Here is a 13,935-nt window from a genome sequence, read left to right on the forward strand (position 1 = left end):
AGTGAAACAATATGACTAATCATGTGACCGAGACGAATCAATCAAAGCAAAATTTTGCAGTTGAGGATGTATCCCTATTTATCAATGGTGAATTTGTTGATAGTGTTTCAAAGAAAACATTTGCCAATCTAAGTCCCTTTTCAAATGAAACGATTAATCTTGTAGCTGAAGGCGATAAGGAAGATATTAATGTTGCAGTGGAGAGTGCGAAAACAGCTTTCGAGACAATTTGGAAAACGATGAAAATCTCAGAGCGGATGGTATATATTAACCGCATTGCTGACCTTATTGATGAAGAAGCAGAAGAGATTGCGAGATTAGAAGCGATTGATACAGGGTTGCCTATCAGCCAAACGAAAAAACAAGCGGCACGTGCAGCGATGAACTTCCGATTTTACGCGAAAATGGTTGAATCGACCTTGCATGGTGAAGCCTACCAAGTGGACGATGAATTTATCAATTATACGATCTACAAACCGCTTGGGGTTGTGGGGTTAATTACGCCATGGAATGCCCCATTTATGTTAGAGACATGGAAGGTGGCGCCGGCATTAGCGACTGGGAATACGGTCGTCCTTAAACCTGCGGAGCTATCTCCATTAACGGCGAATAAACTGGCTGAAGTGATTCAAAAAGCAGGTTTACCTAAAGGGGTATTCAATATTGTCCATGGTTTCGGGGAAACAGCAGGTGATGCCCTTGTGCGTCATCCAGATGTGGAAGCGATTTCATTTACGGGTGAAACAACGACTGGTTCAACCATTATTAAAAATGCTGCCGATACGTTGAAGAAAACCTCAATGGAATTAGGGGGGAAATCACCGTTGATTGTTTTTGAGGATGCCGATTTAGATCGCGCCCTTGATGCAGCTGTTTGGGGAATATTCTCCTTTAACGGTGAACGCTGTACATCGAACTCCCGCGTGTTTTTGCACAAGAATATTAAAGATAAGTTCGTTGCAGCACTTAAAGAGCGGGTGAAGAATATCGTCGTTGGTGATCCCATGGATAAGGCCACAGAACTTGGCCCGCTGATTGAAACAGCCCATTATAACAAAGTGAAAAAATATATTGAAATCGCGGGAGAAGAAGGCTGTGACGTTTTCCAAGGGGATGTGCCATCAGCATTCTCTGCCGGTAATTATGTTCCACCAACTTTATTATTAAACGCGACGAATGATATGAAAGTTTGCCAGGAAGAAATCTTCGGACCAGTGATGGCTGTGATTGAATTTGAAACAGAAGAAGAGGTCATCCAAGTGGCAAACGACGTAAAATACGGCTTAGCTGGCTTCGTTTGGACGAATGATATTAAGCGTGGTCATCGTGTGGCCCAAGCTGTAGAGGCAGGAATGATTTGGATTAATTCGCAAAACACACGGGATTTACGAATTCCGTTTGGTGGAACGAAGGCGAGTGGTATCGGACGAGAAGGTGGACATTATGCCATTTTCGAATTTTATACAGAACCTAAGGTCATTCATGTCGCCATAAGTGATCACCATATTCCACAATTCGGTAAGAAAAAATAAGGAGGGGAATAGATGGGGGCAAAGAATGGAAAGCAATATATCGAGCGGCTAAAAAAGGCGAGCAATAATATTTATTTGCACGGCGAAAGAGTGCAAGACGTAACAGCACATCCTGGTTTAAAAGGTGTCGTGAAATCAATGGCAGATCTATATGATTTGCAGTTTGAAAAACCGGAAAAAATGCTTTACACGTCACCAACAACAGGTGAACAAGTAGGAATGACATGGCTGCAACCAAAAACGATTGAAGATGTAATAAAAAGACGAGAAGCCATTCAAGAGTGGGCCCTTACATCAGGTGGTATGATGGGCCGCTCACCCGATTACTTGAATGCAGAAGTGATGGCTATGGGTGTATCAAATGAATTATTTGCTGAAGCAGATCCGATGTTCGCAGAAAACGCACGTAAGTATTACGAATTTGCTAGGGAAAATGATATTAGTTTGACACATACATTGATTCATCCACAAGTGAACAGGGCTAAGGCACAACATGAACAGAAGGATGCCAATGTCGCTCTCCATTTAGTGAAGAAAACAGATGAAGGAATATATGTGGATGGTATCCGTTTATTAGCAACGCAAGGCGGTATCACTGATGAAATTCTTGTATTTCCATCGACTGTGAAAAAAGCAGGTGAATTGGATGATCCGTATTCTTTAGCGTTTGCTATTCCGAATAATACCCCAGGATTGAAGTTTATTAGTAGGGAATCATTCGATTATGGGAGGAATAGTTATGACCATCCACTTAGCTCCCGTTTTGAAGAAGGAGATGCAATTGTATCATTTGAAAATGTATTTGTTCCGTGGGAGCGTGTATTTGTGTGCGGGAATTCATCAATTTGTAACCGCACCTTCCGCGAAACAAATGCGGTCGTGCATATGTCGCACCAAGTCGTTTCAAAAAATATCATTAAGACAGAATTTATACTCGGGGTAGCTTTGTCGATGATGGATGCCATTGGTATTGATAGTTTCCAACATGTGAAAGACAAAGGAACAGAAATCATGTTGGCACTTGAAACGATGAAATCTCATATGTACCGTGCTGAACATAATGCAAAGCTCGATAAGTGGGGCACCATGACACCTGATTACGAGGCACTCGATGCTGCGCGCAACTGGTACCCAAGAGTTTATCCTCGTCTCATAGAAATTCTGCGTGTACTAGGTGCATCTGGATTAATGGGAATTCCGACACAAGCTGATTTTCAAAATGAAGAAATTGGTGATATTATTCACCGTGGATTACAAGGGAAGAATCTAGAAGGTTACGAGAGAGTTCAACTATTTAGGTTGGCTTGGGATATCACGATGAGTGCATTTGGTAGCAGGCAAATGCATTATGAATACTACTTCTTCGGCGATCCTATCCGTATGGGGATGACCTACTTTGATCATTATCAAGCAAAGGATGAGCTAAAGGCCAGAGTACAAGACTTTTTAGGCAAAGCGTCCAATTCAAAGTTTTTAAAAGTATAAGGGGGAGCGCGTGATGAGTGTAGATTTTGATATTATTCGCACGGCTAGAGCGATTTTACATGTGACCGATTTAGAACGATCTCGTGATTTTTATATCAAAGGACTTGGTTTAGTAGAAACCGAATCGGATGAAAATACGATTTATTTAAGAGGCTTAGAGGAACATGTTCATCATAGTCTAGTGTTGAAGAAAGCAGACGCACCACATGTTGAAGTCACTAGCTATAAAGTAAGGTCAGATGCCGATTTAGATACATTGGCAGCTATGTTTGAAAAGCACGGTATGAAGACAAAGTGGTTAGAAGAGGGCAGCCAGCATGCCATTGGCAGGGCTTTACGGGTACAGGATGTCTCAGGAATCCCGTTAGAATTTTTTGCGAAAATGGATACAGTTGAGCGCCTATTACAACGCTACGATTTATATCAAGGCGCAAAGGCCCAACGGATTGACCATTTCAATAATATGGTCTCTGATGTGGAAGCTGCTTATGATTTTTATACAAAAGAACTCGGTTTCTCTTGTTCAGAATACACGGCAACTGAAGAGGATAAAATCTGGGCAGCCTGGATTCATCGAAAACCATCCGTCCATGATGTCGCCTTTATGAATGGGGAAGGCCCTCGTGTACATCACGTCGCCTATTGGCTCAGCGATCCGATGAGTTTAATTCATGGTTGTGATGTGCTAGCAGCACTGGGTTATGCAGAAAATATTGAACGTGGCCCAGCAAGACACGGCTTATCCAATGCCTTTTTCCTCTATTTAAGAGACCCAGATGGCCACCGTATCGAGCTATATAATGGCGATTATTTAACGAGCGATCCCGACTTCAAACCAATCCGTTGGGAGCTCAACGACAAACGCCGCCAAACATTCTGGGGTGCAGCAGCACCGGACTGTTGGTTTAATGAAGCATCAACCGTTCTAGATGTACACACTGGCAAACCACTTGAAACTGTGGCAGCGAAATTGAAGCAGGCTAAACCGATATTTATTGTGTAATGGTGGAGAGGGAGTCTTCATTGGAAGCACTCCCTCTATTTCTAGTAAGAAAGCTAATTTTTTTGAAAATAGAATGACTGCGAGTCGTTTCATCTAAAAAAGGGATAGTCGCGACTGATCTGGATGGAAAAGAAAAGTAGAGGAAAAGAGAGAGTCGCGACTAATCTAGTTGAAAAGAAAAGATAAGTAGGGTAAAGGGAAGAATCACGACTAATCTGGCTGTGAAGGAAAAGATAAGTAGGGTAAAGGGAAGAATCGCGACTAATCTCGTTGTGAAGGAAAAGATAAGTAGGGTAAAAGGAAGAATCGCGACTAATCTCGTTGTGAAAGAAAAGATAAGTAGGGTAAAAGGAAGAATCGCGACTAATCTCGTTGTGAAAGAAAAGATAAGTAGGGAAAAAGAAAGAATCGCGACTAATCTCGTTGTGAAAGAAAAGATAAGTAGGGTAAAAGGAAGAATCGCGACTAATCTGGCTGTGAAAGAAAAGGTAAGTAGAGAAAAAGAGAAGGTCGCGACTAATCTAGTTATGAAAGAAAAGATAAGTAGGGAAAAAAGGTAAAGCCACGACTTTTCCTCCTTCGGGTCATTTGTTTATGGCTTTGCCCCAAATCGTCAAAAAAGTGTTTAGCCTCTTGTTTAATCAAGGACTTTCATGACCTGAGGTACGGTTAAAAATTGCTATTTATGAGTTCATAATAGGTTGCTCGGCCATTTCCGAGTCTTTTAGCGTTTTTCTGCAATATTCTATGAATAATAGCAGTGCTTACTTGCTTCCCAATCCACTCGTATATATCTAATGTTTTAATTTTCCTCTCAGGAAATAGGATTGAATAGTCTTTAATATTGTTGAAGATGATGTCATTTACAAATCCCGAATGGGAGCATTTCTTGCATTTAAACCTTTTTTTACTCAATCGCTCCATCCTCCCACAACACTTACTACAAAACACGCCCTTCGCTAATTCTTCATAATGATATTCTGGTTTGACAAGCATGTTTAGTTTGTTTTTGTGGTTGTCTAATAATGTCTCGATGATTTTAGTGTGAAGTAATGTTGGAGAGACAGTTTGTTTTTTTAATGAGTCAAGGTATTGTGGGATTTGTCCAGGAAAAATGATATTTCCATTTGGTTTTGCACCATATAAAATAAATTGGGGATTAACGAATATGAGGTGGTATTCAAAGGGAATGGGGAGCTGGTACCTCTTAAGAAACTGGTGAATGAGCGGTTCATTTCGTTTGATTTGGATGAGTGGACTTTTCATTTCTTTTTTTGAAGGACTAAGCCATTGGTCACCAACCAGTGTATAATTACCACTGTAATTTTTGATTTCAAAAATAACTATTTTATTCTGCAGAATACAAAGAGCATCTAATTGAATAATGGATTGGTTAATCTCAAAATTGAGATCATAAAGAATGGGAATGTCATCTGGCAGTTCGCTTAAGAGGGTTGTCCAACGTATTTCACCATCTGCTCCTTTTTTCATTGCTTGTAGGTGATGAAGGTGGTCTGAAGATAATTCCTTTCGAGCATGGAGTGCAAGAAGAAAACGGAGTTGTTGGGGAGGGTATAGCGGTTTCATAATGGGCAATCAAAATCATCCTTTCCTACTTTTTCTTATATTATAAAGGAGAAAGTTCGCCATGTTAACTATTACATTGGAGCAAGTGAGAGATTCTTAAGTGCTATATGATTTAGATTTTACTATAGGTAGTAATGAACTTTTGTATTGATGACCACTCAATTACTTTCTTTATTCCGGACAAACTTTTTGAGAAAATAAAGCGTATATCCCTTTTCCCTCGTTCATACCATGTACTACAGCCTAGTGCTGACGAGCATGTTAGGGGGAGTAGGGAATGAATCGATTAGCACACCGTTTTTCAAAAATGGTTGAGAGATTTTTACCGGATGCCTTTGTCATTGCTGTTATCCTGATGTTACTCATGATGGGCCTTGCTTTAATCATGAATCCAAGTGAGCCATTGATGATTGTGGAGTCTTTCGGTGATGGCTTTTGGACTTATTTAACCTTTACTATGCAAATGGTTTTATTATTAATGACGGGAATGGCATTAGCTAAAGTCCCTTTTATCCAACGTTTTCTCAGCCGTGTAGCATCATTAGCCAAAAGTGCAAATCAAGCTTATATTCTCACCTTTCTCGTATCCTCATTTGCCTATTATATTAACTGGGGATTGGCGGTCATTGTCGGTGCAATCATCGCCCGAGAGGTTGGTAAAAGAAATCAGCAGGCGCATTTTCCATTACTGGTAGCAGCTGCATATGCACCCACGGTATTGTACACAGCTGGTTTATCGAGTTCAATTGGATTATCAGTGGCAACAGAAGGTCATTTTCTTCAAAGTGCTATTGGTGTCATTCCTACTTCCGAGACAATATTCCATCCAGGTACAATGACGATTCTTATTGCCTTAGTGATAACGATGCCACTATTCATCATATTAATGGCACCAAAAAAAGACATTATTCCTTTTGTAGAAAAAGAAAAAAAGGTAACTTCTCGACAAAAGGAACAGAAAATAGATAGTCCGGCTATGAAGTTAGAGCGATCGAAGGTTTGGGGAACGGTAACAGGTTTGATTGGACTTATTTATTTACTGGTTTCATTTTGGAATGGTAGAGATTTAGATTTAAATATTATTAATCTTGCGTTTCTATCTTTAGGTTTATTATTTCATCAGTCGCTTACTCAATATGCAGAAGCTTTTAAGGATGCGGCCTCATCGATATCACCGATTATTTTGCAATTTCCTTTCTATGCTGGCATTATTGCGGTACTTGGTAGCTCAGGGATAGCTGAGTCTATTATCAATTGGATAACCAATGTGGCCACATCAGATACTTTTGGTGTTTTTACTTATTGGACTGCAGGCGTGGTGAACCTACTCGCCCCGTCTGGTGGAGGACAGTGGGCATTACAAGGTCCATTACAAGTAGCGGCAGGAGCACAGCTAGGAGTAAATCATGCCATCACGGCAATGGCTGTCGGTTGGGGAGATGGTTGGACGAATCTCATTCAACCCTTTTGGGCTCTACCTATTTTAAGTGTTGTTGGTCTGCATATTCGCCATATAATGGGGTATTGCATTTTGTTGAGTGTTTGGGTCGGGGTGATTACTACTATTCTTATCTATTTTGTCTACTAGAGAATTTATAAAAGAAAAGCCGACCGAAAATGGCCGGCTTTTCTTTTATATTTCCACTGTTACCTTCGGCTGAGCAACCCAATGCCCAGGCGTTACTTCCACAAGTTCAGCATTATCGAGTTGATATTCCTCACGTCGCTCTTCTTGTGCGGACAAAGTTTCGCGTTTTTTCTGCCGTTCAATCGCTGGGTCAGGGATTGGGATGGCAGCGAGTAGTGATTTTGTATATGGGTGCTGCGGGTTAGCATAGAGTTCTTCACTTTCTGCGAGTTCGACGATTTTTCCCCCGAACATAACGGCTACACGGTCACTAATATGTTTAACCATGGAGAGGTCGTGGGCAATAAATAGGTAGGTCAATCCAAGCTTTTGCTGTAAGTCTTCAAGTAATTTAACGATTTGCGCTTGGATGGATACGTCTAGTGCAGAGAGTGGCTCATCACAGACGATGAATTTTGGTTCGACGGCAAGTGCGCGGGCAATCCCAATTCGCTGTCTTTGTCCCCCAGAAAATTCATGGGGATAACGCATTGCATGTTCCTTCTCCAAACCCACCATTTCTAGTAATTCTTCTACGCGTTTCCGGCGTTCTTGCTTATTTTTTACGAGCTTATGAATATCTAGTGCTTGACCGATAATATCAATTACTTTAAAGCGCGGGTTTAATGAAGCATAAGGATCTTGAAAAATCATTTGCATATGTCTGCGCATCATCTTCATTTCCTTTGCTGTTAGTTGATTCACAGGAATACCCTGGTACAACACTTCACCAGCAGTTGGTTCATTTAATCTTAAAATCGCACGCCCGGTGGTGGACTTTCCTGAACCAGACTCCCCGACAAGACCAAGTGTTTCACCAGGTTTAATAAAGAAGCTAATATCATCAACAGCCTTCAACACTTGGCCTTTGCCTAAATCGAAGTGTTGTTTCAATGCTTTTACTTCGAGAAGGGGTTCTTTTGCATTGATATCTTCACTAATACGCGGTGCTGGTTTTGCTTTCTTTTTTTCATGAAGCTTTGGTAAAGCGTTGAGTAATCGTAATGTATAAGGGTGAGTGGCATGCTCAAAGATTTCTTCGGTTGTGCCTTTTTCAACGATTTCCCCGTCCTTCATTACGACAACACGGTCACACATGCCAGCAACAACGCCAAGGTCATGGGTGATTAAAATGATCGCAGTACCGAATTTTTCCTGCATATGCTTCATTAGGTTCAGTATTTGCGCTTGTATGGTTACATCAAGTGCTGTTGTTGGTTCGTCAGCGATGAGTAGCTTAGGACGACAAGCAAGAGCGATAGCAATCATTGCCCGTTGCCGCATCCCGCCAGAAAACTCATGTGGGTATTGGGCAAAACGAACTTCTGGCTTTGGAATCCCTACTAATCTTAAAAGCTCAATGGCTTCAGCCTTTGCTTGAGTTTTACCTAATCCTTTTGTATGTTTTAGCATTGTTTCAGTTAATTGTTGACCAATACGCATCGTTGGATTCAACGAGGTCATTGGATCTTGGAAGATCATGCTCATATCTTTCCCTCTGATCGCTTCCATTTCTTGATCACTTGCATTGACCAGATCTTTACCGAGAAACATAATCTCGCCGTCTTTTAAAAGGGAAGGAGGAGACGGGAGCAGTCTCATAATCGAGCGGGCAGTGACACTCTTGCCACTGCCTGATTCACCGACAATGCCTAATGTTTCTCCTTTATTGACAGTAAAGCTGACACCTTTGACAGCTTCAAATTCCTTCTCTCGAGACATAAAGGATACTTGTAAATTTTCTATTTTTAATAACGGTTCCACATTCTCCACCTACCAAACTTTGATGTTTACTCTCGAACAATATTGACAGTCATATTATACTAGAATTAAAATATAGTATACAACTAGGAATTATCGGGACTAAAGGGGGTGAACGGATGAATGAATACAGTCAATAATGCGCCACAGATACATTCATCTAGCGTTCCTAATGTGCTTTCGACACTCAGTCAAACCTTTGGGAAAATGAACCAATACCCATTTTTAAAATGGGCGATGTTGATTATAGGTTTACCAGTTTATGTGATTAGCTTCATTATTTACCTCATAAAGAGAAAAGATGACGCTTATCAGCGGTTATGGCGTGAGCTCCATCAAGCATGCACAGAAGCCGGTTTAAAGGAAAAATTAATTACGAAACATATAGAACAGCAAAGGCGAAAGCAAACGTTCTTTCAGCAAAAGATAGATGAGTTGAAAATGAAACAAGTGGCTGAAAAGAGAGCAGAGGATGAGTTTCTTCAGGTAGTAGAGGATAAAGTTCAGGAGGAATTAGCACAGCGAGGAGAAGATCAATTAACTTTTGCAAGTATCATGCGATCATTATTAGAACATCCAGTATTTGTTGTTCTAACGTTCATACCTGGATTATTGTTCTATACCCTCCTTTTCTTGTATATGAATCCGTATATAAAGTATATTTTTGAAAGGCTTGTTTCCACCCTATTTGTTATTGTTGGGGTCGCTTTTTTTGTGTTTACGATTTTGTATATTTCACCGTTTGATCCAGCTGCCAATATTTTGGGAGTAACGGCTACTAAGGAACAGATCGCGACATTTAACCAAATTTATGGGTTAGATCAACCGTATTGGGTTCAATTATGGCAAGCAATTCAAGGTATTTTCACATTTGATTTAGGTGCTTCTTTTGCCGGAAATGAAAATGTTGTGGATGCCATCGCTAGAAAAATTCCAATCACACTATTACTAACGTTTATTGCCTTAATTTTAGCGATTGTTATTGCCATTCCTATTGGAATCATTTCTGCTACAAGGTCTAATACCTTTTTAGATTATACCCTTATGTTCGTAGCTTTAATTGGGTTATCGATTCCGAATTTTTGGCAAGGTTTAATCTTTATTTTAACATTTTCGATTGAGTTACAGTGGCTGCCGGCTACTTTTACACCAGGTAATTTGCTTTCGATTATCATGCCAGCGGTTGTCCTGGGAACCGGTTTAATGGCTTCCATTGCTCGGATGACTCGCTCATCTACGCTAGAAGTCATCCATGAAGATTATATTATTACTGCAAGAGCAAAAGGTCTTAATGAACGCCGCATACTTTGGCGCCATGCTTTTGGAAATGCTTTGATACCAATTATTACTGTCATTGGTTTAATGTTTGGCGGTATGCTCGGTGGAGCTGCTGTTACAGAAAAAGTTTTTAATATTAGTGGAATTGGAAGTTATATTGTTGATAAACAATTTATCCCTGATATTCCCGCTATTATGGGCGGTGTTGTATATATTGCCATTACAATCTCATTAGTGAACTTATTGATTGATATTTTATATGCATTTATCGATCCAAGAATTCGTTCAAAAATGAAACAATATTAAAAGTAGGTGCAGCATGTCTACTCATAAAGATAGCTTGTTAAAAAAATTCGCCTTAAAGGCGACATCTGAATATGCGCAGGCCAACTTTGCCCTTGTTGTCTCTATTGCCTTAACGCTGATCTTTTTGCTTGCAGGTATTGATTTTTCAACAGGGGCAATCAAGCCAGTTTTCTTTTCATTATTTATTGCTTATGCCGTTTTCTCTATCATTCAATCTTTTATTGCTTATCAAGTGAAGCGGGATTTGAAAAGAGATGGCGTTATACGCTCGTCGACAAGAATGTGGGGTTATTTCCAACTATTAAGTGTATTGGTGGGTAATATTTTCACAACCGCTTTTGCATTTGGTCTTATTAAAAAGAAAAAAAGCCCACAATACTTATTTACTATGTTTATGTTGATGACGCAATTCTACGTGATTGCGGTATCTTCATTAAACTTGTTTAAACCTTACGTAGCGAATACATTCCTCATGGGTATGTTTTTGTTACTGGCCATTTTCGTTTTTCAGTTGGTTGTACTCCTTTTAGTAATAAAAGATAACGGACAATTATCGAAATGGAAGTTGTCTGTAGGAATCCTATTAATACTTACTTCTTTAACCGGTAATTTATTTGCCCTTGCCTTAGGTTTATTTATGCTATTAGAAGTGTTCAGCAAAACGCCATCTACTGTTGCTAAATGGTATGCGATGTGGGAGAAAATTGCGAGTAATATGACAGCGATGCTAGGATTATTTTTCATTCTGTTTATTTTCTCTTTATCGATTTGCAGTTATTGGACCTTCGATTATGGTATGGCGGTTGATAATAATTATGGTGCTACATTACAAATGCCAAGTCTTGCCTATCCTTTAGGTACAGATAATTTTGGTCGCGATGTGTTCTCGCGCATTGTCTTTGGGGCCAGGATCTCTCTGATTGTAGGGGTTTTATCGACCTTCATTCCGTTTGTGGTTGGTGGGATTCTAGGTGCTATTTCTGGTTATTATGGGAAACGCACGGATAATATTTTAATGCGATTATTAGATGTATTATATGCTATTCCAGGTATTTTACTTGCGATCGTCATCATCGCAGCTTTCGGGGCAAGCACAACGACACTAGTGATTGCCTTAAGTGTTGGTTCAATTCCAACGTATGCAAGAACGATGCGAGCAAATGTGCTGATGATTTCCAATATGGAATATGTTATGTCGGCTCGTGCGCTCGGAGCAAGTAATCTATCGATTATTTTTAAACAAATTGTCCCAAATAGTATGGCGCCAATGATTGTAAAGGCTACGTTAACAATCGGAGGAGCAGTAATTGCCACAAGTAGTTTAAGTTATTTAGGATTAGGAATTGAGCCGCATATACCGGAATGGGGTAATATCTTAAAAGTAGGTAGTGCTTATCTAGAATCACATTCCTACTTAGCTATTTATCCTGGTATTGCTATTATTGCACTTGTTTTATCGTTTAACTTTCTTGGGGACGGGTTGCGTGATGCACTTGACCCTAAGCTTGATTAATAAATAAAAGACTTTCAGGGGGGAAAGCAGATGAAAAAGGCGGTACTATCATTCTTGTTAATATTTACATTGATTCTAACAGGATGTGTGAATACAAAATCTGATGTTGAGAATGAAGGTTCAGGTAGTGGTGATGGCTCTAAGCCATCAATAGAGATTCTTGGCATGAGCAGTAGTGAAGAGGACATGAACATTGTTCGTGACCAATTAACGAAGAATGGTTTTGATGTAAAATTAAACATCCAACCTGACTATGGTAGCTTTAAAGCACAACAAGATGCAGGAAACTATGATGTTGCTTTATCAAGTTGGACGACTGTAACAGGAAATCCAGATTACGCTGTGCGTTCATTGTTTATTAGCGGTGGAGATTACAGCATTATGGCTGATAAAGAGATTGATGAGTTGATAGATAAAGCAAGTACTGAAACACCAGAAGAATACGCAAAAACATATAAGGAATTCGAGGAAAAACTTGTATTTGATAAAGCTTATATTGCACCATTATATAGCTCTTACAAAACACAAGCATTGAATAAAGATGTGTTAGTACCAGATTCTGTTCGCCTTTCTAAATCGCGCTCTTTAGCATGGGAAACGATTGATTTCCAAGATGAAGCGAAGAGAGAATCAGATCCACTCGTATTATCGCAAACACTTTCAACACTGACTTCCCTTGACCCAATTAAAGGGAACGATGGTTCTATTAATATGTTGAATTCGAATATGTATATTCGCCTTGTAAACTTAACAGATGATGATGTTGTGACGGCTGATGGTTCCCTATCTCGTAATTTTAGTATTGCAGATGGCAATTCTGAGTATTATTTCTTATTAAGAGATGACGTTAATTTTGCCAAAGTTACTGATAAAAAAGCAGAAGAAACAGATGACCTTGTTGGTGCAGAGGATGTTGTCTTCTCACTAGAACGTGCGAAGGATAAAAATTCTGTACCAGATCACCGCACATATAGCTTACATGAGCATATTGAGACAGCTGAAGTTGTGACAGATGTTTCAGAATTAGAGAAAGTACAAACTTCAGGTGGCGAGGGTACGGTTAAAGCAGCACTTGAAGAAGGATTAGATACAGAGATTGCCGAGTTAGTTGCTGAAGATGATGCAGCAGATAACGCAGCAGGTAAATACCAAGTGGTGAAAGTAACAACTACAGAACCATTCCCACAAGTATTAAACTACCTTGCGCACCAATCTGCAGGTATTGTATCAAAAGAACAAGTCGAATCAATCAACACGTATAAAGTGGAAGACTTTGATGTAAACAAGGACATCGCTTATGGTGACCAAAACACAGTAACTGAAGGCGATAGCTATGACAATACGTTATATGCTAGTGGCCCATACATCTTATCTCATAAAAATGATTATGAAGCTGTATTCTACAAAAACCCAGGTTATATGACGGATACTGAAAATGAACCAAATATTAATCAAGTAAATGTTCGTTTCATTGCCGATATTGATAGCTCACTTTCTGCCTTACGTAACGGAGAAACACATATTCAATACAGCGTACCAGAAAATAAATATGAGACGGTAGAAGGCGATAGCAAACTACAATTACAAAGCATTCCAAGTAATGCTGTATCATACCTTCTATTTAATACAGAAGGTCGTGCCGTTTCTGAAAGTGCCGATCTAAGAAGAGCCGTACTTTACTCTATCAACCAAGAGGAAATCATCGACTACTACCAAGGTAATAAAATCAAAGCCTCATCTACAGTAAGTCCACTAGTAGATACTGGCAATGAACTAAAAGCCGATGCTGATAAAGTGAAGGAATTCTTAGGTAAGTATCAAGCTGAATAAAGGATAGAAATGA

10 protein-coding genes are annotated in these 13,935 nt (G+C 39.7%); 8 read left to right on the forward strand and 2 right to left on the reverse strand.

The window, feature by feature from the left end; all coding sequences use genetic code 11:
• Nucleotides 1-11: 11 nt before the first annotated feature.
• The 4 genes from hpaE to MKX29_RS11370 all read left to right on the forward strand — a co-directional run bounded on the left by hpaE (nucleotide 12) and on the right by MKX29_RS11370 (nucleotide 4,580).
• Nucleotides 12-1,532 (forward strand): 5-carboxymethyl-2-hydroxymuconate semialdehyde dehydrogenase, encoded by a 1,521-nt coding sequence (hpaE, locus tag MKX29_RS11355; RefSeq protein ID WP_341105567.1) that lies wholly within the window; start codon nucleotides 12-14, stop codon nucleotides 1,530-1,532.
• A 12-nt stretch (nucleotides 1,533-1,544) separates the two neighbouring features.
• Entirely contained in the window at nucleotides 1,545-3,017 is a 1,473-nt protein-coding gene (gene hpaB, locus MKX29_RS11360; RefSeq protein WP_341105568.1) for a 4-hydroxyphenylacetate 3-monooxygenase, oxygenase component, read from the forward strand.
• Nucleotides 3,018-3,030: 13 nt separating this feature from the next.
• Nucleotides 3,031-4,020, forward strand: coding sequence for a 3,4-dihydroxyphenylacetate 2,3-dioxygenase (gene hpaD, locus MKX29_RS11365; RefSeq protein ID WP_341105570.1), 990 nt, complete (start codon nucleotides 3,031-3,033; stop codon nucleotides 4,018-4,020).
• Nucleotides 4,021-4,241: 221 nt separating this feature from the next.
• Nucleotides 4,242-4,580, forward strand: a complete 339-nt coding sequence (locus MKX29_RS11370; RefSeq protein WP_341105572.1) for a hypothetical protein — start codon at nucleotides 4,242-4,244, stop codon at nucleotides 4,578-4,580.
• A gap of 109 nt (nucleotides 4,581-4,689) precedes the next feature.
• Here MKX29_RS11370 and MKX29_RS11375 read toward each other — a convergent pair whose 3' ends face one another.
• Nucleotides 4,690-5,607, reverse strand: coding sequence for a nuclease-related domain-containing protein (locus tag MKX29_RS11375; RefSeq protein WP_224937308.1), 918 nt, complete (start codon nucleotides 5,605-5,607; stop codon nucleotides 4,690-4,692).
• A gap of 277 nt (nucleotides 5,608-5,884) precedes the next feature.
• Between MKX29_RS11375 and MKX29_RS11380 the strand changes: the two genes are divergently transcribed.
• Nucleotides 5,885-7,195, forward strand: coding sequence for a short-chain fatty acid transporter (locus tag MKX29_RS11380; protein ID WP_224937282.1), 1,311 nt, complete (start codon nucleotides 5,885-5,887; stop codon nucleotides 7,193-7,195).
• A 45-nt stretch (nucleotides 7,196-7,240) separates the two neighbouring features.
• On the opposite strand, the gene MKX29_RS11385 is transcribed toward MKX29_RS11380, so the two are convergent.
• Nucleotides 7,241-8,998, reverse strand: a complete 1,758-nt coding sequence (locus tag MKX29_RS11385; RefSeq protein ID WP_341105575.1) for an ABC transporter ATP-binding protein — start codon at nucleotides 8,996-8,998, stop codon at nucleotides 7,241-7,243.
• A gap of 120 nt (nucleotides 8,999-9,118) precedes the next feature.
• Between MKX29_RS11385 and MKX29_RS11390 the strand changes: the two genes are divergently transcribed.
• The 3 genes from MKX29_RS11390 to MKX29_RS11400 are packed head-to-tail and all read left to right on the forward strand — an operon-like array spanning nucleotide 9,119 to nucleotide 13,922.
• Nucleotides 9,119-10,579, forward strand: coding sequence for an ABC transporter permease subunit (locus MKX29_RS11390; RefSeq protein ID WP_224937281.1), 1,461 nt, complete (start codon nucleotides 9,119-9,121; stop codon nucleotides 10,577-10,579).
• A gap of 13 nt (nucleotides 10,580-10,592) precedes the next feature.
• Nucleotides 10,593-12,092 (forward strand): ABC transporter permease, encoded by a 1,500-nt coding sequence (locus MKX29_RS11395; protein ID WP_224937280.1) that lies wholly within the window; start codon nucleotides 10,593-10,595, stop codon nucleotides 12,090-12,092.
• 30 nt (nucleotides 12,093-12,122) lie between these two features.
• A complete protein-coding gene (locus MKX29_RS11400) occupies nucleotides 12,123-13,922 on the forward strand; it encodes an ABC transporter substrate-binding protein (RefSeq protein ID WP_095371709.1) in 1,800 nt (599 codons plus the stop codon).
• The last annotated feature ends 13 nt before the right edge of the window (nucleotides 13,923-13,935 follow it).

This window comes from Cytobacillus sp. FSL R7-0696 (assembly GCF_038006865.1).
Classification (GTDB): domain Bacteria; phylum Bacillota; class Bacilli; order Bacillales; family Cytobacillaceae; genus Cytobacillus; species Cytobacillus kochii.